General features: G+C 69.8%; 17 protein-coding genes. 5 read left to right on the top strand and 12 right to left on the bottom strand.

Going from position 1 to position 21,528, the window contains the following annotated elements; genetic code table 11:
* Nucleotides 1–48: 48 nt before the first annotated feature.
* Nucleotides 49–1,722, bottom strand: coding sequence for an ABC transporter substrate-binding protein (locus ACFQY2_RS04340; protein ID WP_378744417.1), 1,674 nt, complete (start codon nucleotides 1,720–1,722; stop codon nucleotides 49–51).
* A 164-nt stretch (nucleotides 1,723–1,886) separates the two neighbouring features.
* On the opposite strand from ACFQY2_RS04340, the gene ACFQY2_RS04335 reads away from it, so the two are divergent.
* Entirely contained in the window at nucleotides 1,887–2,519 is a 633-nt protein-coding gene (locus ACFQY2_RS04335) for a TetR/AcrR family transcriptional regulator (RefSeq protein ID WP_378744416.1), read from the top strand.
* A gap of 6 nt (nucleotides 2,520–2,525) precedes the next feature.
* Here ACFQY2_RS04335 and ACFQY2_RS04330 read toward each other — a convergent pair whose 3' ends face one another.
* A complete protein-coding gene (locus tag ACFQY2_RS04330) occupies nucleotides 2,526–3,722 on the bottom strand; it encodes an MFS transporter (protein WP_378744415.1) in 1,197 nt (398 codons plus the stop codon).
* 95 nt (nucleotides 3,723–3,817) lie between these two features.
* Nucleotides 3,818–4,021: a cold-shock protein gene (locus ACFQY2_RS04325; RefSeq protein ID WP_378744414.1), complete on the bottom strand. Its 204-nt coding sequence runs from the start codon at nucleotides 4,019–4,021 to the stop codon at nucleotides 3,818–3,820.
* A 511-nt stretch (nucleotides 4,022–4,532) separates the two neighbouring features.
* Here ACFQY2_RS04325 and ACFQY2_RS04320 point away from each other — a divergent pair.
* Nucleotides 4,533–5,834 (top strand): amidohydrolase, encoded by a 1,302-nt coding sequence (locus ACFQY2_RS04320; RefSeq protein WP_378744413.1) that lies wholly within the window; start codon nucleotides 4,533–4,535, stop codon nucleotides 5,832–5,834.
* Nucleotides 5,835–5,895: 61 nt separating this feature from the next.
* On the opposite strand, the gene ACFQY2_RS04315 is transcribed toward ACFQY2_RS04320, so the two are convergent.
* From ACFQY2_RS04315 to ACFQY2_RS04300, 4 genes are all read right to left on the bottom strand, one after another.
* On the bottom strand, nucleotides 5,896–6,564 hold the full coding sequence (locus ACFQY2_RS04315; protein WP_378744412.1) for a GTP pyrophosphokinase family protein: 669 nt from the start codon (nucleotides 6,562–6,564) through the stop codon (nucleotides 5,896–5,898).
* A 57-nt stretch (nucleotides 6,565–6,621) separates the two neighbouring features.
* A complete protein-coding gene (locus tag ACFQY2_RS04310; protein ID WP_378744411.1) occupies nucleotides 6,622–8,676 on the bottom strand; it encodes an iron ABC transporter permease in 2,055 nt (684 codons plus the stop codon).
* Nucleotides 8,673–9,707 (bottom strand): ABC transporter substrate-binding protein, encoded by a 1,035-nt coding sequence (locus tag ACFQY2_RS04305; protein WP_378744410.1) that lies wholly within the window; start codon nucleotides 9,705–9,707, stop codon nucleotides 8,673–8,675. The genes ACFQY2_RS04310 and ACFQY2_RS04305 overlap by 4 nt, the downstream gene beginning before the upstream one ends.
* Nucleotides 9,708–9,786: 79 nt before the next feature.
* Nucleotides 9,787–10,650 carry an ABC transporter ATP-binding protein gene (locus tag ACFQY2_RS04300; RefSeq protein ID WP_378744409.1) on the bottom strand — a complete coding sequence of 288 codons (864 nt, stop codon included), beginning with the start codon at nucleotides 10,648–10,650 and terminating at the stop codon, nucleotides 9,787–9,789.
* Between the two features lie 29 nt (nucleotides 10,651–10,679).
* On the opposite strand from ACFQY2_RS04300, the gene ACFQY2_RS04295 reads away from it, so the two are divergent.
* Nucleotides 10,680–11,609: a siderophore-interacting protein gene (locus ACFQY2_RS04295; RefSeq protein ID WP_378744408.1), complete on the top strand. Its 930-nt coding sequence runs from the start codon at nucleotides 10,680–10,682 to the stop codon at nucleotides 11,607–11,609.
* Here the strand turns inward: ACFQY2_RS04295 and ACFQY2_RS04290 are convergent.
* The gene (locus ACFQY2_RS04290) at nucleotides 11,576–12,673 is read right to left on the bottom strand and encodes a VanZ family protein (RefSeq protein WP_378744406.1); all 1,098 of its coding nucleotides are present in this window, start codon (nucleotides 12,671–12,673) and stop codon (nucleotides 11,576–11,578) included. The two genes, ACFQY2_RS04295 and ACFQY2_RS04290, sit on opposite strands and share 34 nt — an antisense overlap.
* 84 nt (nucleotides 12,674–12,757) lie before the next feature.
* Between ACFQY2_RS04290 and ACFQY2_RS04285 the strand changes: the two genes are divergently transcribed.
* Nucleotides 12,758–14,866 carry an APC family permease gene (locus tag ACFQY2_RS04285; protein ID WP_378744405.1) on the top strand — a complete coding sequence of 703 codons (2,109 nt, stop codon included), beginning with the start codon at nucleotides 12,758–12,760 and terminating at the stop codon, nucleotides 14,864–14,866.
* A gap of 4 nt (nucleotides 14,867–14,870) precedes the next feature.
* Nucleotides 14,871–15,458, top strand: coding sequence for a GNAT family N-acetyltransferase (locus ACFQY2_RS04280; RefSeq protein WP_378744404.1), 588 nt, complete (start codon nucleotides 14,871–14,873; stop codon nucleotides 15,456–15,458).
* A 161-nt stretch (nucleotides 15,459–15,619) separates the two neighbouring features.
* On the opposite strand, the gene ACFQY2_RS04275 is transcribed toward ACFQY2_RS04280, so the two are convergent.
* From ACFQY2_RS04275 to ACFQY2_RS04260, 4 genes are all read right to left on the bottom strand, one after another.
* Complete coding sequence (locus ACFQY2_RS04275; protein ID WP_378744403.1) at nucleotides 15,620–17,710, bottom strand: heavy metal translocating P-type ATPase; 2,091 nt, start codon at nucleotides 17,708–17,710, stop codon at nucleotides 15,620–15,622.
* An 89-nt stretch (nucleotides 17,711–17,799) separates the two neighbouring features.
* Entirely contained in the window at nucleotides 17,800–20,022 is a 2,223-nt protein-coding gene (locus ACFQY2_RS04270) for a heavy metal translocating P-type ATPase (RefSeq protein WP_378745022.1), read from the bottom strand.
* Nucleotides 20,023–20,136: 114 nt separating this feature from the next.
* On the bottom strand, nucleotides 20,137–20,346 hold the full coding sequence (locus tag ACFQY2_RS04265) for a heavy-metal-associated domain-containing protein (protein WP_378744402.1): 210 nt from the start codon (nucleotides 20,344–20,346) through the stop codon (nucleotides 20,137–20,139).
* 82 nt (nucleotides 20,347–20,428) lie between these two features.
* Nucleotides 20,429–21,355, bottom strand: a complete 927-nt coding sequence (locus ACFQY2_RS04260) for a GGDEF domain-containing protein (RefSeq protein WP_378745021.1) — start codon at nucleotides 21,353–21,355, stop codon at nucleotides 20,429–20,431.
* Between the last annotated feature and the right edge of the window lie 173 nt (nucleotides 21,356–21,528).

Raw genomic sequence — 21,528 nt, 5'->3', positions numbered from 1 at the left:
TGCCGGTGGTGCTCTGCGGACGCCGTCACGCAGAGCACCACCGTGTCATCAGCTCGCCGGCTTCAGCTTCGCCAGGATCTGCACGATGCCGGGCTGCGTCGGGTCACCGGACGCGTACTGGTCGTCCTCGGACGGCCAGCCCACATAATTGCGCGTGTTGAACTCGCCCAGCAGCGGGTGCGCACCCAGCGGGATGGCGGGGACGTTCTCGACGAACGCCTTCTGCATCACGGCGACCGCGGCCTGACGGTCCTCGTCCGAGGACGCATTGGCGTAGGTGTTCAGCGCCTCGGTCACGGCGGGGTCGTCGAAGCGGCCGAAGTTGAACTGGGCCTTGTCGTCGACGATCCACTTCGGATCCATCGTCGAGGTATACAGGCCGTACGCGTTGCCGGTGTCCTCGAGCCAGTGGATGATCGCCTGGAACGTGCCCTCCTGGCGTGCGGCATCCCATCCGCCCCAGTCGGGCTGGTCGACCTTGACCTCGATGCCGAGCTGCTCGTTCAGCTCCTCGGCGATCAGCGCCTGTTCGGTGTTCCAGTCGCTCCAGCCGGCAGGAACCGAGATGGAGAACGACACGGCCTCTCCATCGGGGTCGACGAGCTTCTTGTCCTTCCAGGTGTAGCCGGCGTCGGTGAGGATCTGCTTGGCCTTGTCGACGTCGACCTTGTAGTTCGCGTCCTTGTACTCGGGGATGATCTCGTCGGAGAGCAGGTCACCGAGGCCGGTCACGTTCCAGACCTCCTCACTCGCCCCCTCGCGGGCGATGTCGACGTACGCGGTGCGGTCGATCGTCCACGCCAGCGCCTGGCGAAGCGCCACATCGTCGAAGGGCTTGGTCTGCAGGTTCATGAACAGTGTGCCCGCCCCCGCGGTCGGCGAGACGAGGAACTGGTTGTGCTCGTCCGCGGCGAGGTAGCTGTCCTCGATCTGCGGGATGAAGGCCTGTGCCCAGTCCGCCTCGCCCGAGACCAGCGCGGTGGTGAGTGCGGCGTTGTCGCCGTAGGACACGTAGTGCAGCTCGGGCACGGTCGGCTCGCCGCCCCAGTAGTCCTTGTTGGCCGTGAGGGTGACGGATTCGGTGGACCAGTTGTCGAGCACGTAGGGCCCGGTGCCGACCGCGAGGCCCTCGCCGGTCAGGGGGTCGGTGTTCGGGTCGTCGATGTTCTCCCAGATGTGCTTCGGCACGATCGGGGTGTGCAGGACGCGGGACTGGGCGGTGTACTTCGAGTCGGCGAAGCTCAGCGTGATGCTGTCGCCGTCGACGGTGGCGCCCTGATACTTCAGGCCCGAGGTGTCGCTGAGTCTGCCGCTCTTGAACTGATCGAAGGTGAAGACGATGTCGTCGGCGGTGAAGTCCTCACCATCGCTCCACTTCACGCCGGAGCGCGGCACCACGGTGAGCTCGGTGTAGTCGTCGTTCCACTCCACGGATTCGGCCAGCCACGGTGTGGTGCCGAGGTCGCCTGTCGGGTTGACGAGCGCAAGCGGCTCGAAGATGACCTTCGCGTAGCCGTACTTCGACGCCGAGGAGTCGCCCAGGTACGGGTTGTGCGATTCGGTGGTGATGGCGCCGTCGGGTTTGGCGATGGTGAGCGCCGCCCCCGAACCGGCCGGATCGGCGTCGGCGTCATCACTGGACGCGGGGGCGCATCCGGCGAGGGCGCCGACCCCGAGGGCGGCGATCGCGGTGAACGCGAGTACTGATCTGCTGAGCTTCATTGCTTCTCCTTGGGCACTGGTCTTCGTGTCGGGGACTGAGCGGCTTCGCTCGGGCGTCGCATTCACTTACTGGTGGGAAAGTGAATTGGGAGTAGGTTACCTACTTGTCAGTAAGCTTGCAAGCAGGCATTATCCGACCGTTACACTCGCCCGAGGAGGACATCGTGGCCAACGACACGCCCCGCACACGTGCGGCGCAGCACAAGCGCATCGAGATCCTGAAAGCCGCGGTCGAGATCTTCGGCAGCAAGGGATCCACGAACGGCACCCTCGCCGATGTCGCCGAGCAGGTGGGGCTCACCCACGCCGGCGTGCTGCACCACTTCGGCTCCAAGCAGAAGCTGCTGCTCGAAGTGCTCGCCTACCGCGACCAGGCCGACGTCGAGGACCTCGCGGAGAAGCACATCCCCGGCGGCCTCGAGCTGTTCCTCCACCTCATCCGCACGGCGTACGCCAACGCCCACCGCCCCGGCATCGTGCAGGCGTACACCGTACTGTCCTCGGAGTCGGTCACGGACGGGCATCCGGGCCGGGAGTATTTCGAGGATCGCTACACGACGCTGCGGCGCGAGGTGACGGAGGCGTTCGAGGAGCTGTGCGCCCGCGAGGGTGTGGCCGACAGGCAGGCCGTCGCCACCGCATCCGCCGCCGTCCTCGCTGTCATGGACGGCCTGCAGCTGCAATGGCTGCTGCATCCGGAACTCATCGATCTCGGGGAGGCCAGCGAGTTCGCCATCCGCGCGATCGTCAACGGCGTGCTGCATCCCGGGCCGACGCTGGAGTCGTACCGGCACTGATCCGGGTCACGCGGCGAGCACCGGCGAGCGCGGCTTCATCCGCGCGACCGCGAGGTGCAGGATCATCGTCGCGCCGAGCACTACCGCGGACGCCGGCAGCAGCCCGTCGGCCGGCAGCCCGGACGCCAGCAGCGCCCCGCCCAGAATGCCGCCCAGCGCCGAGCCCAGCTGCATGCCGCTGCCGTTCAACGCGAGCACGAGCGACATGGACTCCGGAGCGAGGTCACCCAGACGCGACTGCAGCGCCACACCGGAGCCGCCGTTGAAGAACGCGCAGCAGAAGAACCACAGGAACGCGGCGATCGCACCGGCCAGCCCCGGCAGCAGCAGGCCCGCCGTGCCCAGCAGCGCGACGGCGATGAGGACGCCGACGATCACCGTGATGATGCGCACGGGGTCGAAGCGGTCGTTCGCGCGCCCCGAGACGATGTTGCCGATCAGGCTGACCAGGCCGTAGCCGAACATGGCGGCGATGATCGGCGCGCCTCCGCCGATGCGGGGCCCGAAGATCAGGGTGGCGTATGTGAAGCACAGGTAGCTGGCGCACATGATGCCCGTCGCGACCAGGATCGATCCGATCACCGCCGGTCGGGTGAGGGGGCGCAGCGTCTCGCGCAGCGACAGCGCGGGCAGGTGCAGCCGCGGGACGTTGATCAGGATGCCGACCAGCGCCACGGCTCCCACGGCGCTGACCAGGAACAGCGGCAGGCGCCAGTCGTCCAGCCCGATGACGAGTCCCACCGGCACGCCGAGCGCGGTGGCTGCGAGAAAGCCGCCGAGCACGAACGACAGCGCGCGGCCGCGTCGCTCCGGTGCGGTCTTGGCGAGCACATACGCGCTGACCACGGCGCTGAGCAGCGCCCCGCCGACGGCGGACACGACGCGCCCTGTCATGGCGAGCGCGTAGTTCGGCGCGAGCGCGACCAGCAGGTTCCCGCCGACGAAGACGGCGAGGGAGGCAGCGATCACGCCCTTGCGCTCCCAGCCGCCGGTCAGGGCGCTCAGCACGGGCCCGGCGACAGCGGCGGTCAGCGCGAAGATCGCCACCAGCTGTCCGGCCGCCGCGTCGGAGACGTCGAGGTCGTCGGCGATCTGCGGCAGCAGACCCGCCAGCACGTAGCCGTCGATGCCCATGGAGAACGTCGCCGTCGCCAGCCACAGCAGCGCGCCGAATCCGGCGGGGCGCGTCTCATCCTTCAGCACTGACCCATCCAATCAGAGGCGACCCCTCCCGACCGCATCCGCTCACGCAGAACCGGCCCGGACTGTGCAGTCCGGGCCGGTTCGATTCGCTTGTGTCAGAGCGAGCGGATGTTCATCGCCTGCATGCCCTTGGGGCCGCGCTCGGCGTCGAACTCCACCTTCTGGTTCTCGGTGAGCTCCTTGAATCCGGACGATGCGATCGCCGAGAAGTGAGCGAAGAGATCGGCAGAGCCGTCATCGGGAGCGATGAAGCCGAAGCCCTTCTCCGAGTTGAACCATTTCACAGTGCCAGTGGCCATGTGTTTTCTTCTTCCTGTTGTTATGGCCGTCGAGACGGCCGTAGGCGCCGCACCGGAACGTCCGGCGGGCACGATTCCCGTGAGACGGGTACGTACGGGGCGATCGCGGGTGCCGGATGCCGGCGGGCGAAGCGCGTGGGGGCGATGGTGACTGTCGCCCGAGGGTGAGAGAGATTCACCGGGCCTCCGGAGTGGAGGACATGTCACCGTATCACGTCCACCTGCGAGTGCGGTCCTCGGAGCGCCTCGATGTCATGTCGGGTCCTGGACACCCGCGACCGCCAATCGATCCGAGATATGTCGCAGCGAATGCGCAGCGACGCGCATCAGCGCACCCCGTGCGTGACGATAGCGTTCGTCGAGACGGGGTGAGAGGGGATTGACGAGCCGCCTCGCAGCGCATCTCAGCCCGCTGCCCCGCCCCGCGGTCCCGGTCCCCGCGGTCCCGGTCTTCCCGGCCCGTTCTTCCCCGGCCCGGCGGATCACGCACCGAGGTGGTTAGGCTCACGGCATGAGCATCGATCTCGAAGCGCTGTACATCGACCTGCACGGCAATCCCGAGCTGTCGTTCCAGGAGACCCGCACCGCCGGCATCGCCGCCGCGCACCTGCGCGAGCTGGGGTTGGAGGTGCACGAGGGCGTCGGCAGGACCGGGGTGGTCGGGGTGCTCGTCAACGGTCCTTCACATCCACCCGCCGATGCCCGTTCCGCAGAGGCGACGGACTCAAGGGCGCGGGGGCCGGTGGTGTGGGTGCGCGCCGACATGGATGCGCTCCCGGTGACCGAGGAGACCGGCCTCCCGTACGCGTCGACGGCGACCGGGGTCGATCCCGACGGCGAGACGGTCGGCGTGATGCACGCCTGCGGGCACGACATGCACGTGACGGCGATGATCGGAGCCGTCGAGCGGCTGGTCGCCGAGCGCGACCAGTGGTCGGGCACGCTCGTGGTCGTCATCCAGCCCGCCGAGGAGTATGGCGAAGGCGCGCGCGCCATGCTGGACGACGGTGCGCTGGATCGCTTCCCCCGGCCCGATGTGGTCCTCGGTCAGCACGTCGGGCCGCTCCCGGCCGGCGTGATCGGCGTGCGCCCGGGGCCGCAGATGTCGGCATCCGACGGGCTGAAGGTCGTGCTGCACGGTCGCGGTGGTCATGGATCGCGCCCGGAGTCCACGATCGACCCGATCGTGATGGCGGCGTCGACCATCATGCGTCTGCAGACCGTCGTCTCCCGCGAGGTCGCGGCGGGCGCCCCGGTCGTCGTGACGGTCGGATCCGTGCACGCGGGTACCAAGAACAACATCATCCCGCCGGATGCCACGCTGCAGCTCAGTCTGTGCTACCCGGACGATCAGCAGCGTGTGAAAGTGCTCGAGAAGGTCGAGCGGGTCATCCGCGCCGAGGCCGCGGCATCCGGAGCGGAACGCGAACCCGACATCACGACCCTCCACACGCTGCCGGCCACGATCAACGACGCGGACGCCACCGCCCGCACGGTCGCGGCCTTCCGCAGTGCCTTCGGCGAGCAAGCGGTCATGGATCCCGGTCTGATCACGGGCAGCGAGGACGTGTCGTGGTTCTCCCGGGACGCGGGCGCACCGCTGGTGTTCTGGTTCTGGGGCGGCGTCGACCCGCAGCTGTTCGCCGCGGCGAGCGCGAAGGGCACCCTCGACAGAGACATCCCGACGAACCATTCGCCGTTCTTCGCCCCGGTCATCCATCCCACGATCGAGGTCGGCGTGTCCGCGATGGCGACCGCCGCCCGGGAGTTCCTGGACGGAAGGGCGCCTTCTGAAGGAGACTCGCGCTTCTGAAGGATGCTTCCGCGCGCAGCATCCTTCAAAGCGGCATCCGTCCTGAAATCCGCGCGCGGGCTCAGGCCTCGAGCACCCGGTGGTTGATCTCGAGCGCCTCGCGGTGCAGCCGCTCCATGCGCTGGTCGAGCTCCTGCGCGGCATCCGCAGCATCCGTCAGGCTCTGCACCAGGTGAGGCGGCACCCGCCCGTCGAACTTGTAGTGGATCTTGTGCTCGAGGCTGGCCCAGAAGTCCATCGCGATCGTGCGGAACTGCACCTCCACGGGCACCGCGACGGGGCCGGTGGACAGGAACACCGGCACCTCGACGATGGCGTGCAGGCTGCGGTAGCCGTTCGGCTTGGGATCGGCGATGTAGTCCTTCACGGTGCGCACGGTCACGTCGTCCTGCGTGGTGAACAGGTTGAACAGACGGTACACGTCGCTCTCGAAGCTGCAGGTGATGCGCACGCCGGCGATGTCGGTGATCTCGGCGCGGATGCTGTCGAAGTCGGCGTCGACGCCACGGCGGGCCACCTTCTCGACGATGCTGTCGGGGGTCTTCAGCCGGCTCTTCACATGCTCGATCGGGTTGTACGCATGCATGTGGGTGAACTCGTCGCGCAGGATGGAGATCTTGGTCTCGACCTCCCGCATCCCGAATTCGTATTCGCGGAGGAACCGCTGGAACGCGTCGCGCAACTGCCTCGCCTCGGCGATCGCGGCGTCATCGACGGGGACCGTTGTCATGATTTCGACGTTACGCGCACGGATTCGGAATCGGCTGGGCATTCGCCGTCCGAACCGTCAGGCGTCGCGCGACCTCCACAGCAGCCATACGAAGTACGGGGCTCCGATCAGCGCGACGACGAGTCCTGCCGGCAGCTGTGCGGGTGCGAGCACCGTGCGGCCGATGGCGTCCGCCACTCCGACGAGCACCGCACCCAGCAGCACCGCGACCGGGATGACCCGCGTGTGACGGGCTCCGACCAGCGCACGCGCGGCATGCGGGGCGACGAGGCCGACGAAGCCGACGACCCCGACGGCCGAGACGCTGAGGGCGGCGAGCACGGCGGCGGCGGCGAGCAGTGCGAGGCGGGTGCGCTCGAGGCGGATGCCGACCAGGCGGGGCGTGTCCTCATCCATCGCGAGGATGTCGAGGTCGCGGCGCTGCGCGAGCACGAACGGCAGGGCGATGACGAGCACGACCGCGAGCGGGATGACCTGCTCCCAGATGCGGCCGTACGTGGTGCCCGACAGCCACGTGTAGATCTTCGGGGTGTCCCAGGGGTTCGCTCGCAGCAGCACGAAGGTGGTGAGCGCCGTCGTGCCGTACCAGACGCCGATGCCGATCAGGACGAGACGGTCGGCGCTGAGCCCGCCACGCCAGGCGAGCGCGTAGACGAGCGCGAACGCCGACAGGGCCCCGACGATGGCCGCGGCGAGCATGCCGAAGGTGGATGCCGCGGCACTGGTGACCACGAGCACCGCCCCGAGTCCGGCCCCGCCGGTGATGCCCAGCAGCCCCGGCTCGGCGAGCGGGTTGCGGCTGACGGCCTGCGTGATCGTGCCCGCGAGTCCCAGCGCGGCGCCCGCGACCACGGCGGCGATCACGCGCGGCGCGCGCTCGTCCAGGGCGAACGAGACCAGCGGGGGCGCCTGACGCTGCAGCCAGAGCAGGACATCGCCGGTGAGCAGCGGGGTGGCGCCGACCAGCATCCCGGCCAGGACCACGGCCGCGAGCGCCGCGACGCCGACGATCACGACGATGCGGAAGCGGCGCACACCGCGCACGCCGAAACGGATGCTGGGCGGACGCCGGGTGGGTCCGGCATCGCGCAGACGGCGGGCCATCACCACCAGCACGATCGCGCCGAGGAGCGTGGTGGCGACGCCGGTCGGCACCGCGAGGGCACCCTCGGCGCCGATGATCGCGCGCAGCACGGCATCCGCGAGAATGACGACGACCGCCCCGATCAGACCGCTCGCGGGAATCAGCAGCGCGTGCCTTCCCAGGGCGGGCACCAGGCGCGACAGCAGCCGCGCGAGGACGGGCGCGCACAGACCGACGAAGCCGATGGGACCGGCGAGGGTGACCGCGGCCGCGGTGAGCAGCACCGACAGCAGGATGCCGATCACGCGCGTCGAACGGACCGGCACGCCGAGCGACGAGGCGGTGTCGTCGCCGAGGGCGAGCACGTCCAGGCGACGGTTCATCGCGCACGCGAGGGCGATGCCGACCACGACGACCGGCGCGGCGCGCAGGAACGACTCGATGCCCAGCTGCGACAGGCTGCCGCTTCCCCACGCGAACAGCCCTTTGGTCTCCTCGTCGAAGAGGATCAGCAGGGCGGAGGTGCCGGCCTGCAGCGCCAGCGCCAGCGCGGAGCCGGCGAGCACGAGCCGGGTGGTCGACGACGCCGCACCGCCGGCGAGACCGAGCACGAGACCGGCGGCGAAGAGCCCGCCGGCGAACGCGACGATCCCGGATGCCCAGAACGGGATGCTGAGGCCGAATGCGGTCACCGCGGTCACCGCGAAGTAGGCGCCTGCTGTGACGCCCAGCGTGTCGGGCGACGCCAGCGGGTTCCGCGCGAGCGACTGCATGAGCAGGCCTGCCACGCCGAGCGCGAGTCCGACCGCGACACCGGCGGCGAGGCGCGGCAGCCGTGATCCGAACACGATGTCCGGGTTCGCGAACACGGCGCCGCTGGTTCCCTGCGTCAGGTGCCAGGCCGATGCCGCGACGAGCACGACCAGCAGCCCGACGAGGGTCCACACCGCCGCCGCGGTGCCCGCTGCGGAGCGCCGCTCGGCGGCATCCGGGACACCCGTTTCCAGGGCCGTCGCGCGATCACTCACTTCGTGATGACGTCCACGTACGCGTCGATGATCTGCTCGGCCGAGCGCGGACCGCCGAAGGTCCAGATGCCGGCGGGGAACGCGTGGATGCGGTTCTCCTCGACGGCCGGGATGGACGCCCATGCGGGGTTCTTCTTCGCGGCGTCGATGAAGCTCTCCGAGTCGGGGTCGGCGGTGCCGGTGTGCAGCAGCATCGCGTCGCCGATGGTGGTCATGCCCTCGATGTCGGTCTGGCCGAGGCCGTAGGCCGGGTCGACCTCACCGGTCCACGCGTTCTTCAGGCCGAGCTTCTCGCCCAGCTCCCCGATCAGCGAACCCTGCCCGAACGCGCGCAGCGAGACGTTGCCTCCGTCCACCCAGCCGTCGAAGAACACGAAGGGCGCACCCTGGAGTGAGGCGCCGGCGACGGCCTTCTCACCTTCGGCCAGCTTCGCGTCGAACTCGTCCTTGACGACGTCGGCGCGCTCGGTGCGGCCGGTCGCCTGCGCGATGAGGTCGAAGGTGTCGAGCATCTGCGCGATGGGGTCCTTCGCGTCCGCTCCGATCGTCGCCAGCACCGGGACGCCGTACTTCTCCAGCTGGCCGATGATCGCGTCGTCACGGGTGTACGCCTCGACGATCACCAGGTCGGGCTCGGCGGCGAACAGCGCGTCGAGATTCGGCTCCTGCCTGGTGCCGACGTCCTTCACGTCCTTCGGCAGTTCTTCCGCGGTGTCCCAGGTGCGGTAGCCGTCGGCGTCCGCCACGGCCACCGGGGTCAGGCACAGCGAGAGCACATCCTCGACCTGCTGCCATTCCAGCACGGCCACCTTCGCCGCGGGCGCGTCCAGCTTCACCGTGCGGCCGAACGCGTCGGTCAGTTCCACCGGGTCGGTCGAGGTCGTCGTGCTGTCGTCGGCGCAGCCGGCGCCGCTCGCCGAGGACGTCGTGGCGCCCGCGGTCTTGGCGGGTGCGGCCTGAGTGGTTCCGCAGGCGGTGAGCGCGAGGGTCAGCGCGCCGAGGGCGGCGAGGGCGGCGAGGGGCTTGTTCATCTGTGCGGCTCCGGGTTGTTCGGGTGGATGCAGGGGGATGCAGGGGGCGATGCGGGCGGCGGGTGGAGGGAGGCGGATGTCACGCGGAGAGCGCGGCGAGCGCGCGGCCTGCGCGGTCGTGGTGCCGGCCGCGCGGCGTGACGTGCACCCGGCCGGTGCGCGCGTCGATGCTCGCGTCGATGGGCAGGCCGTAGACCTCGGTGAGGTTCGCGCTCGTCAGCACCGCGGTGGGGGTACCGGCGGCGTGCACGCGTCCCCGGTGCATGAGCACGACCTCGTCGGCGATGGAGGCGGCATGCCCCAGGTCGTGCAGCACGACGCCGACGGCGGTGCCGCGGTCGGCGAGGTCGCAGATCAGATCGAGGGTCTCGACCTGGTAGCGCAGGTCGAGGTGGTTGGTCGGTTCGTCGAGCAGCAGGATGCCGGTGCTCTGGGCGAGCGCGGTGGCCAGCCACACGCGCTGCAGCTCCCCGCCGGAGAGCTCGTCGACGGCGCGGTGGGCCATGGCCTCCAGACCCGTCAGCTCCAGCGCCTGCGCGATCGCGTGGCGATCGGCATCCGTCATCCCCGCGAACCTGCCGCGGTGCGGGTGACGGCCGTAGGCGACGACGTCATGGACCTCGAGGCCGGAGGGGTGCGGGCGGGACTGCGAGAGCATCGCGACCGTACGGGCGAACTCCTTGGCGGTCAGGGCCGCGGCGTCGCGGGCGCCGTCCGCGCCGTCGACGCGGACGGTGCCGCCGTCGATCTTGTGCAGGCGCGCCAGGGCGCGCAGCGCGGTGGACTTGCCGCTGCCGTTGGGACCGATCAGCGCGGTGACCACGCCGGGGCGGAGGTGGAGCGACACGTCGTGCACGACGCGCGTGCGCCCGTAGCCGAGCGCGAGCGCCTCGCCGTGCAGTTCGTCGGCGTGCCGGTCGGGAATATCCGCGATGGTTCTCACGTTAGGAGAGCCTAACCTATGCTAGGAGGGTGAGCCACCACCCCTACCGAACGTTCCGCACGACCGTGTCCCGCATCAGCCGTCTCTCGCCCAGCTTCACGCGCATCACGCTGACCGGCGAGGACCTGATGCACTTCGGCACGGACGGCCTGGATCAGCGCATCAAGCTGATCATCCCCTTCTCCGACGGGACGGTCACCGACGTGGGTCAGTTCGACGAGAGCCAGAGCATGGTCGAGTGGTACCGGCGCTGGCGCGAGCTGCCCGACGATCGGCGCAACCCGATCCGCACGTACACGATCCGCTCCCCGCGGCCGGTCGAGCGCGAGATCGACATCGACTTCGCGCTGCACGGCACCGACGGTCCCGCATCCGCCTGGGCCATGGCCGCGTGCGTCGGCGACCCGCTGTTCGTGGTCGGACCCGACTCCCGGTCCGAGGAGCCGGCGGGCGGTATCGAGTGGAAGCCCGGAGAGGCGACCTCCGTCCTGATCGCCGGAGACGAGACCGCCGCGCCGGCGATCTGCTCGATCGTCGAGTCGCTGCCGCCGCACACCACCGGTGAGGTGTGCATCGAAGTGCCCACCGACGCGGACGCGCTGCCGCTGGCAGCGCCCGACGGGGTGCGCGTGACCTGGCTCGCCCGCGGTGCCGCCGCGCACGGGATGCGCCTCAGCGCGGCCGTGCACGAGTGGGGGCGCCAGCGCACGGCGGCAGCCGATGCCGCCGCCCGCACGGACAGTGGCGCGGCGCGTGGAGACGAGCTCGCGGAGCCGGACCCCGAGGACGTGCTCTGGGAGGTTCCGGATGCTGTCGCCGGCGGCGAGTACGCCTGGCTGGCGGGCGAAGCCGGGACGATCACGGCCCTGCGCCGCCACCTGGTGCGCGACCTCGGCATCGACCGGCGCTCGATCGCCTTCATGGGCTACTGGCGAGCAGGTCGCGCGGAAGGCGCCTGAGCCGCCTTCCGCCGGTCGACCCGCGCGTCGACGAGGTGCTGGCTGGAGAGGACGCCGGGCAGGCCCCGTCCGTTCCGCGTGAAGAAGAACATCACGCAGGCGATGAGGATCAGCGCGCTCGACAGCGATCCGAACGCGCCGCCCGCCATGCTCAGGGCCGACAGTGCCGCCACGCCTCCCGCCCAGCGGAGCAGCCGGGCCACGAACACCGGCATCGGGCCGCCTGCGTACCGCAACCGCACGGCCAGGTCTCCGACGCTCTGCCCGCTGACGAGGATGACGATGAGCCAGAGGAGTGCGGCACCACCGGTGCCGGCCAGGCCGGCGACGGTGCCGTCGAGCACGGCTTGACGCTCTTCGAGCACGTACTGCAGGAACAGCTGCACCGCGACGGAGACGGTCCAGGACGCGAGCACGAAGCCCAGGCCGTCGCACAGCATCGCCAGGGCGCGCCGCCCTCGGGTCACCGGCCGAGGCAGATCGGCATCGGCAGCCTTCGCCAGCCCGCGATGCGCCGCCGGCACCACCAGTCCGACGATGGAGCCCACACCGGCGCCGACCGTGTTGGTCATGAGGTCGCCCACGTCGAAGAACCGGTACGCGCAGGGATAGATCCCCCACACGCCCGTGAGCTGTGTGGTCTCGACGAACAGCGACAGCCCCAGCCCGATCAGGAGGGCGGCGAGGAGACGACGCCCTCCGAGCACCCGCAGGAGGAAGCCGAGCGGCACGAACAGCAGCACGTTGAACACGAGCTGCAGCACGGCCGGGTGGGTAAGGGTGCGTCCGGGAGCGGCGAGCGCCGTGCGCACGTCGCGCACGATCTCGATGGGATCGGTGACGACGCCGACGCACCGGATGCTGTCGGGGTCGGGCAGCGGCAGCAGCGTGTACGTCCAGATCGCCCAGAAGTAGACCAGAGCGGCGGCCCACAGCATGGTCCGTGGAACGCTCAGGTGCCCCCGCCGCCGATAGCTGAGCGCCACGAAGGGCACGAACAGCGCGACGCCGACGACCGCCCCGATGACGATCGCCGTCATGCCCAGCAGCACCCGCTCATCCACGGTGCGAGAGTCTATCCGGCACGGCAGATCCGCCGGCCGCCTCGCGTGGCGCGGCGGGATTGCACTGCACCCGGTACAGGCGTAATGTCGCCGCTCGTGGCACATGATGGCCGCGAGAACGCGGATGCTCCGCCGCTCGCCAAACGCATCCTCATCGGCGAACCGCTGACCACGGAGCAGGTCAACGATCAGCTGCTCCCCAAGCGCATGGCGCTGCCGATCTTCGCCTCCGACGCGCTGAGCTCGGTGGCCTACGGGCCGCAGGAGATGCTGATGATCATGCTCATCGGCGGAGTGGCGTTCCTGGCGCTCAGCCCCTGGGTGGCGGCGGCTGTCGTCGTGCTGCTGGTGGTCGTCGTGCTGAGCTACCGACAGCTCATCAAGGCGTACCCGTCCGGGGGCGGCGACTATGAGGTCGCCTCGAAGAACCTCGGCGAGGTGCCGGGGGTCGTCGTCGCGGCGGCGCTCCTGGTGGACTACGTGCTCACGGTCGCGGTGTCCATCGCATCCGGTGTGGACAACATCATCTCCGCGCTGCCGGCCTTCGCTTCCTGGCGGGTGGAGATGGCCGTCGGCTTCGTCATCCTGATCGTCGTCGTCAACCTCCGCGGCGTTCGAGAGGCATCCGTGTTCTTCGCCGTGCCGACGTACGTCTTCATCGGCTCTGTCGTGCTGATGATCGCGACAGGACTGATCCGCGCCGTCCTCGGCGATGCGCCGATCGCCGAGAGCTCCTCCTACACGGTGCACACCCAGAGCATCAGCCAGGCGGCGATCATCCTGCTCGTCCTGCGGGCGTTCTCCAGCGGATGCTCCGCTCTGACCGGCGTCGAAGCCGTCTCCAACGGCGTGCAGGCCTTCCGGCTGCCGAAGATCGGCAACGCTCAGACGACGCTGACGCTGATGGGATCGATCGCCGCCGTGCTGTTCTCCGGTCTCACCGCGATGGCGCTGATCAGCGGCGTGCACTACGCCGAGAACCCGTGCGACCTGCAGGGCTTCGACTGCGCGGCTCCTCAGCCCAGCCTCATGGCGCAGATCGCCGCGGCGACGTTCGGCGGCGGCAGCGTCCCCTTCTTCATCATCCAGGCGGCGACCGCCTGCGTGCTGCTGCTGGCCGCCAACACCGCGTTCAACGGCTTCCCGCTGCTCGGCGCGGTGCTCGCCGAGGACGGGTATGCGCCGAAGGCGCTGAACACCCGCGGAGACCGACTGGTGTTCAGCAACGGCATGATCCTGCTCGGCGCGGGCGCGGTCACGGTGCTGGTCGCGTTCCAGGCCAGCCTCACGAGTCTCATCCAGCTCTACATCATCGGGGTCTTCGTCTCGTTCTCGCTCGGCCAGATCGGCATGGTGCGGCACTGGCGACGCCTGCTGCGCGAGACGAGGCACCTTCCCCTCGCCGCGGTCGCCGGCGAACGGCGCTCCGCTCACGTCGGCCTCGGGATCAACAGTCTGGGGGCGGTGATGACGGTCGCCGTGCTGGTGATCGTGACCATCACCAAGTTCACCCACGGCGCCTGGATGGTGTTCTTCGCGATCCCGCTGCTCGCCGTCCTGATGCTCGGCATCAAACGCTACTACCGCGATGTGGAGCACGAGATCAGCGTCGACGATGCGACCCATTTCGGCTCGCAGGGCGATGTCGCGATCGTGCTGGTCAACCGGCTTCAGAAGCCGGTGGTCAAGGCCCTCGACTACGCGATCGCCGCGCGGCACGAGAAGACCATCGCTCTGCACATCGCCCTGACCCCGGAGGACGGTCACCTGCTGCAGCGGCAGTGGCAGCAGCACGCCATCCCTGTGCCGCTGGTGATCGTGGAATCGCCGTACCGCACGTTCGCTCAGCCGGTGGAGCACTTCATCCGCCAGTATCGCGAGAAGCACGGGCCCTGCGTGGTGACCGTCTATCTGCCGCAGTACATCGTCGGCCACTGGTGGGAATCCGTGCTGCACAACCGGCGGGCGCGCCGCATCGCCGGGCAGCTGATGATGGTGCACGGCGTGACGATCGCTCTGGTGCCGTGGCTGCTGGACTCCTCCGAGCTCATCTACGGACGCCGTTCGCGTCCGCTGCCCGGTCAGCAGCGTGCGGGGCGCCCGCTCGCGCTGTACGCCCCTCCCCCTGCGGGGCGCCGCGCACAGCGCCCCGCAGGACCGCCGGACGACGGCAGCCGAGCGGGTCTACGCTGACGAGATGCCTCTCAGCACCGTCGCCTGGCCGCTTCGCACCGCACGCCTGGAGATCCGTCCGTGCACGGTCGATGATCTCGACGCCCTGTGGGAGTTCCGCCGTCTGCCGGAAGTGAACCGGTGGCTGGGACGTGCGCCGTCCACCCGGGAGGCGTTCCATGAGACGTACCGCGACCCGACGCGCCTGGCGATGACGTTCGTGATCGCGCTGACGGATGCCGACCACGGGGCGCAGACGATCATCGGCGACCTGATGATCAAGCTCGAGGATGCCTGGGCGCAGGCCGAGGTCCTCGATCGGGCCCAGGGCACCGAGGCGGAGCTGGGCTGGGTGCTGGCCCCCGGGCACACCGGCCACGGCTACGCCACCGAGGCCGTCGGCGCCGTGATCGATCTGTGCTTCGGAACCCTCGGACTGCGGCGCGTGCACGCCGGATGCTTTGCCGCGAACGAGCCGTCGTGGCGGCTGATGGAGCGGCTCGGCATGCGCCGCGAGGAGTCCAGCCGGCGCACCGCGCTGCACCGCTCCGGCGAATGGATGGACGGCCTGAACTACGGCCTGCTCGCCGAGGAGTGGCCCGGCCGTCGGTGACGGGCGCCAGCCCGCCTGGACGGCTTTCCCGCCCAGGTCGCAATGGATGCCGCCCGGCATCCGAACCACCCGCCCAGGTCGCAATGGATGCCGCCTGAATCGCCGGACAGCGGCATCCATTGCGACGTGGAGGCGCGGATGCGAGGGCACCGCCGCGCCGCTCAGCGGGCGACGACCCGCTCGGGACGCAGATCGAGGCGCCGCAGCGCCTGAGCGTTCAGCGCCACGACGATCGTCGACAGGCTCATCAGGACGGCGCCGACCGACATCGGCAGCACGAACCCGAGGGGAGCGAGCACGCCTGCGGCCAGAGGCACGGAGAGGAGGTTGTAGCCGGCCGCCCACCACAGGTTCTGCGTCATCTTGCGATAGCCGGCACGAGAGAGCTCGATCACCGAGATCACGGCGCGTGGGTCGTCGGATGCCAGGATCACCCCGGCCGAGGCGATGGCCACATCCGTGCCCGCCCCGATCGCGATGCCGACGTCGGCCTGCGCCAGCGCCGGCGCGTCGTTGACGCCGTCACCCACCATCGCGACCTTCCGACCCTCGCGCGTCAACTCGGCGACCTTGGCCGACTTGTCCTCGGGGCGCACGCCCGCGAACACGCGCTCGATGCCGAGGTCGGCGGCGACCGTGCGCGCGACCGCCTCGGCATCGCCGGTGATCATCACGACATCGACTCCGCGGCGGTGCAGCTCGTCGACGGCCTCGCGGGATTCGGCGCGGATCTCGTCGGCGAGCTTCAGCCCCCCGATCACCTCGCCGTTGCGCACGACGTGCAGGATGATCGCTCCGTCGGCGCGCCAGTGCTCGGCATCCGGAACCTCGGCGCGACCGATCTCGGCGAGAAGGTGCGGCCCGCCGACGCGGATCTCGGCCCCGTCGACGTCAGCGGTCACCCCGACAGCCGGCGCCGAGGTGAACCCCGTCGCGGTCCACCGAGCGCCGGCGCCCTGAGCGGAGGTGAGGGCGGATGCCGCGCGCACGATCGCCCTGGCCAGCGGATGCTCGCTGTCGGCCTCCGCGGCCGCGGCGAGCGCGAGCACGTCGTCGGAGGACCAGCCCTCGACCGGCGCGACGCCGGTGACGGCCGGCTCGCCCCTGGTGAGCGTTCCGGTCTTGTCGAACAGCACCGTGTCGACGCTGCGCATGCTCTCCAGCGCCAGACGGTCCTTGATGAGCACGCCGGCGCGGGCCGCGCGCTCGGTGGCGATCGAGACGACCAGCGGGATGGCCAGGCCCAGCGCGTGCGGGCAGGCGATCACGAGCACCGTGATGGTGCGGATGACGGCCTCGTCCGGCATCCCGACGACGGTCCAGACCAGGGCGGTGATGATGCCGGCCCCGAGCGCGAACCAGAACAGCCAGGCCGCAGCCCGGTCGGCGAGGCGCTGGGCACGGGAGGTGGAGGCCTGCGCGTCGGCGACGAGCTTGCGGATGCCGGCCAGTGCCGTGTCCTCGCCCGTGGCGGTGACGCGCACGCGCAGGCCGGAGTCGGTGGCGACGGTGCCGGCGGTCACGTCATCGTCGACGCCGCGACTGACGCTGCGCGATTCACCGGTGAGCATCGATTCGTCGAGCTCGGCGCGGCCGTCGACGATCCTGCCGTCGGCGGGGATGCTGCCGCCGGGGCGCACGATCACGACATCCCCCACCCGCAGATCGGCCGGCGCCACCTCCACGATCTCATCGCCCTCGATGCGCTCGGCCCGGTCGGGCAGAAGAGCGGCGAGCGAGTCCAGCGCCGAGGTGGTCTGCGCGAGAGAGCGCATCTCGATCCAGTGGCCGAGCAGCATGATCACGATGAGCAGCGCGAGTTCCCACCAGAACTCGAGCTCGTGGTGCACGATCCCCAGGCTCGCACCCCAGGACGCCAGGAAAGCCACGGTGATGGCGAGCGCGATGAGCAGCATCATCCCCGGTCGGCGAACCCTGAGTTCGCTCACGGCTCCGGCGAGGAACGGCCGTCCTCCCCAGACGTACATGACGGTGCCGAGCACCGGCGCGATCCAGGCTGCGCCGGGGAAGTCCGGCACCGGGTACCCGAGGATCATCGCGAACATGCCGCTGAAGGCCACGACCGGGATCGCGATCAGCAGGTTGACCCAGAACAGTCGGCGGAACTGGGCGACGTGATCACCGTGGCCGCCATGACCCTCGTGCGCTTCGTGTTCTGCGTGTTCTGCGTGTTCCGCATGTTCTGCATGTTCTGCGTGCCCTTCGTGCCCGGTGTGGGTGTGCGGGTCCATGGGATCCTCCTCGGCGTCTCGCCAGCATTGTCCTCACCCCAGCCAACCCCAATACCCCCATAGGGTATTCCTCGCTTGTGCAGAGCCGCTCAGCGGAACGCGCGCAGGCGCAGGCTGTTGCCCACCACGAAGACGCTCGAGAACGCCATCGCGGCGCCGGCGAGCATGGGATTCAGCAGGCCCAGCGCCGCCAGCGGAATCGCCGCGACGTTGTAGGCGAACGCCCAGAACAGGTTGCCCTTGATGGTGCCCAGGGTGCGCCGCGACAGCCGGATCGCGTCCGACGCCGCACGCAGGTCACCGCGCACGAGCGTGATGTCGGAGGCTTCGATCGCGGCATCCGTGCCGGTGCCCATGGCCATGCCGAGGTCGGCCCGCGCCAGGGCCGGTGCGTCGTTCACGCCGTCGCCGACCATCGCGACGACTCTGCCCTCACCCTGCAGCCTCGACACGACGGCGACCTTGTCGGCGGGCAGCACCTCGGCGATGACCTCGTCGATGCCGACCTGCGCGGAGATGCGACGGGCTGCCGCCGCGTTGTCGCCGGTGAGCAGGATCGGCGTGAGACCCAGCGCCTTCAGCGCCGCGACGGCCTGTGCGCTCGTCGCTCTGACCTCGTCGGACACCACGACCAGACCTCGGGCGTCCCCGTCCCAGGCGACGAGCACGGCGGTCTGTGCAGCCGCCTCGGCATCCGCCTTCGCGGCCAGCAGCTGCGTCGAGGGGGGCATCGATCGGTCCTCGAGCAGCGACAGCCGCCCCACCAGCACGGCATGCCCGTCGACCGTGCCGCTGACACCGCGGCCCTCGATGTTCTGGAAGGACTCGACGGCAGGCGGTTCCGCGTCGTCGCCCGAGGGCGTCGTGCCGGCCTGCGGCCGGGCGGCATGAGCGGCGGATGCGATGGCTCGCGCGATCGGATGCTCACTGGCGTGCTCGACAGCTCCGGCCAGGCGCAGCAGCTGCGCGGCATCCGTCCCCGGCTCGGGGATGACCGACACGACGCTCATCCGCCCCTCGGTGACCGTGCCCGTCTTGTCGAGGACGATCGTGTCGACGCGGCGGGTGGACTCGAGCACCTCCGGCCCCTTGATGAGGATGCCGAGTTGCGCGCCGCGTCCGGTGCCGACCAGCAGCGCGGTCGGCGTTGCCAGGCCCAGTGCGCACGGGCAGGCGATGATGAGCACGGCGACGGCGGCGGTGAAGGCGACGGATGCCGGAAAGCCGAGCACCAGCCAGGCGCCCAGCGTGACGAGGGCGACGCCGATCACGATCGGCACGAAGACTCCGGAGATCCGGTCGGCGAGACGCTGCACCTCGGCTTTGCCGGTCTGCGCGTCCTCGACCATCCGCGCCATCTGAGCGAGCTGCGTGTCGGCGCCGATGCGACGCGCGCGCACGAGCAGCCGTCCGCCGGCGTTCACGGTACCGCCGACGACGGCATCCCCTGCCCGCACGTCGACGGGCATCGACTCGCCGGTCATCATCGCCCTGTCCACGGCTGAGACTCCCGAGACGACGACGCCGTCGGTGGCGATCTTCTCGCCGGGGCGCACGACGAACTCGTCGCCGACGCGCAGGTCGGCGGTCGGAATGCGCTCCTCGACGCCGCCGCGCACAACCGCGACGTCCTTCGCCCCCAGCTCCATCAGCGCGCGCAGCGCGGGGCCCGCCTGCCGTTTGGCGTGCTTCTCGAAGTAGCGACCGGCGAGTACGAACATTGTCACGCCCGCCGCGACCTCGAGGTAGATGTTCGCGGCACCGTCACTGCGCTCGAGGGTCCACCTGAACTCGTGGGTCATGCCCGGCATCCCCGCCGTGCCGAGGAAGAGCGCGTAAAGCGACCAGACGAAGGCGGCGGACGTCCCGAGGCTGATCAGCGTGTCCATGGTGGCCGCGCCGTGACGCAGGTTCGCCCAGGCCGCGCGGTGGAAAGGCCAGGCCGCCCAGACGATCACCGGCCCGGCCAGCGTGAGGGAGAGCCACTGCCAGTAGGCGAACTGCAGCGCGGGGATCATCGCCAGCAGGATGACCGGCACGCTCAGCACGATGGACCCGACCAGTCGGTTGCGCAGCGATTGCAGCTCAGGATCCGCGGCATCCGCCTGCGGCGACGGGTCGGCGCTCACCGGCGGGGCCGGCAGCGCCGCCGTGTATCCGGCGTTCTCGACCGTGGTGATCAGCAGCGCCGAGTCGAGCGGTCCCTCGACGGTGACCTGGGCCTTCTCGGTCGCGTAATTGACCGTCGCCGAGACGCCGTCGAGCCTGTTGAGCTTCTTCTCGACGCGCATGGCGCACGACGCGCACGTCATGCCGCCGATATCGAGATCGATGCGGGACGGCTCGACAGCGGTCAAGACTGCTCCTCAGGGCGTGCGGATGCCGGTGATAGATGCTCGGGGCGGCCAGGCGCTCCAGCCGGATGCTCAGGCGGTGACGGCCCGGTATCCCGCCTCGTCGACTGCCGCGATAACGGCCTGGACGTCGACGACCGACCCGGATGTGACGGTGAGGCGCCCGGTCTGCGCGCTGACGTCGATGCCCTCGACGCCGGCGATCTTCTCGACCTCTTCACGCACGGACATCTCGCAGTGCGCGCAGGTCATCCCGGTCACCTGGAACTCGGTCGTGGTCATGGTGTCTCCTCCGTCTCGGGTACCCCCCTAAGGTATGCCCGACGCGTCGGGATGTCACGTGAGAGGCGTCACCGACGACCCGTCAGACACTGCGTTTGCGCCGGTACATTTCCGAGTCCGCCCTGCTCAGCGCCGTTTCGATCGTGTCATCGGGCAGAACCTGGGTGACGCCCCACGACCAGGGATGGCTCGCGAGCATGCGCATGCGGTGCAGCATCTCGTCGGCTTCATCCGCGCTGGTGCACGGGAGAAGCATGACGAACTCGTCGCCGCCGAGACGCGCGACGGCGTCGTTCTGGCGCGAGAGCGATCCCCACTGCGCGACGAGGGTCTTGAGCACCGCGTCTCCCGCCTCATGACCGTCGACATCGTTGACCGCCTTGAAGTCGTCGAGATCGAGCACCGCCAGCGACAACGACTCCCCGGTGCGGCGAGCACGGCGCATCTCCTCCCCGATGCGCGACTGGAAGCCGCGACGATTCAGCGCACCGGTCAGCGGATCGGTGTGCCCCTCCAGCAGCATCCGGTGGCGCACGAAGAAGCCCATCTCCAGGCACAGCCAGGTCAACAGCGCCACGGCAAGGACGTTGGTCACGCCAAAGAGTCCGCGCGTCGAGTCGCCCTCGATCGACTCACCACCGAAAGGTCCCAGCAGAATCGCCGCACCGACCGCCACGAGGATGCCGAGCTCGATCCAGCGGCCGATGAGCGGGCCGTAGAACCAGGCCAGATACACCGCCATGACCGTCATCTCCTGCACCGCGGCCACGGCATTCTGTCGCTCGTCCGAGAAACCCAGGTAGTACACCGAAACGAGCGCATGGGTCAGTACGAACCCCAGCCCGAACCACTTGGGCAGCCGCACCCCTCCGAACAGCACCGCCGCGGCCACACCGATGCCACCCAGCGCGAGGCCGGCCGACAGCACCACCTCGAAGGTCGAGATGTCGTCCTCGAGCAATTCGAGCAGCAGCACCACCACGAAGAACAGGCACAGCACGACGGTCATCACGGAGTACGTCGAGCTCCGTCGCCGAGCACGCTGAATCCACCCTGTCCGCAACCACGAAAGCCCCTCAGCATCCGTAGCGCGAGTACGCTGATCGACCACCCGAAGTCCCCCTTCCCGCCCCTGCGGAAATGCTCCCCCCGGGGACAGGCTACCGCGTCGCGATCCGCTGC

Origin of the sequence: Microbacterium sp. GCM10027623 (assembly GCF_042666935.1) — a bacterium.
In the GTDB taxonomy this organism is placed as follows: domain Bacteria; phylum Actinomycetota; class Actinomycetes; order Actinomycetales; family Microbacteriaceae; genus Microbacterium.
Note: the sequence above shows the minus strand (reverse complement) of the source record. Positions and strands in the feature narration are given on the sequence as shown.

What these genes read in the sequence shown, in the direction of transcription:
- ACFQY2_RS04340 (WP_378744417.1), bottom strand. Translation starts at nt 1,722, where the DNA reads ATGAAGCTCAGCAGATCAGTACTCGCGTTCACCGCGATCGCCGCCCTC.
- ACFQY2_RS04325 (WP_378744414.1), bottom strand. Translation starts at nt 4,021, where the DNA reads ATGGCCACTGGCACTGTGAAATGGTTCAACTCGGAGAAGGGCTTCGGC.
- ACFQY2_RS04320 (WP_378744413.1), top strand. Translation starts at nt 4,533, where the DNA reads ATGAGCATCGATCTCGAAGCGCTGTACATCGACCTGCACGGCAATCCC.
- ACFQY2_RS04315 (WP_378744412.1), bottom strand. Translation starts at nt 6,564, where the DNA reads ATGACAACGGTCCCCGTCGATGACGCCGCGATCGCCGAGGCGAGGCAG.
- ACFQY2_RS04305 (WP_378744410.1), bottom strand. Translation starts at nt 9,707, where the DNA reads ATGAACAAGCCCCTCGCCGCCCTCGCCGCCCTCGGCGCGCTGACCCTC.
- ACFQY2_RS04285 (WP_378744405.1), top strand. Translation starts at nt 12,758, where the DNA reads ATGTCGCCGCTCGTGGCACATGATGGCCGCGAGAACGCGGATGCTCCG.
- ACFQY2_RS04280 (WP_378744404.1), top strand. Translation starts at nt 14,871, where the DNA reads ATGCCTCTCAGCACCGTCGCCTGGCCGCTTCGCACCGCACGCCTGGAG.
- ACFQY2_RS04275 (WP_378744403.1), bottom strand. Translation starts at nt 17,710, where the DNA reads ATGGACCCGCACACCCACACCGGGCACGAAGGGCACGCAGAACATGCA.
- ACFQY2_RS04270 (WP_378745022.1), bottom strand. Translation starts at nt 20,022, where the DNA reads ATGACGTGCGCGTCGTGCGCCATGCGCGTCGAGAAGAAGCTCAACAGG.
- ACFQY2_RS04265 (WP_378744402.1), bottom strand. Translation starts at nt 20,346, where the DNA reads ATGACCACGACCGAGTTCCAGGTGACCGGGATGACCTGCGCGCACTGC.
- ACFQY2_RS04260 (WP_378745021.1), bottom strand. Translation starts at nt 21,355, where the DNA reads ATGACCGTCGTGCTGTGCCTGTTCTTCGTGGTGGTGCTGCTGCTCGAA.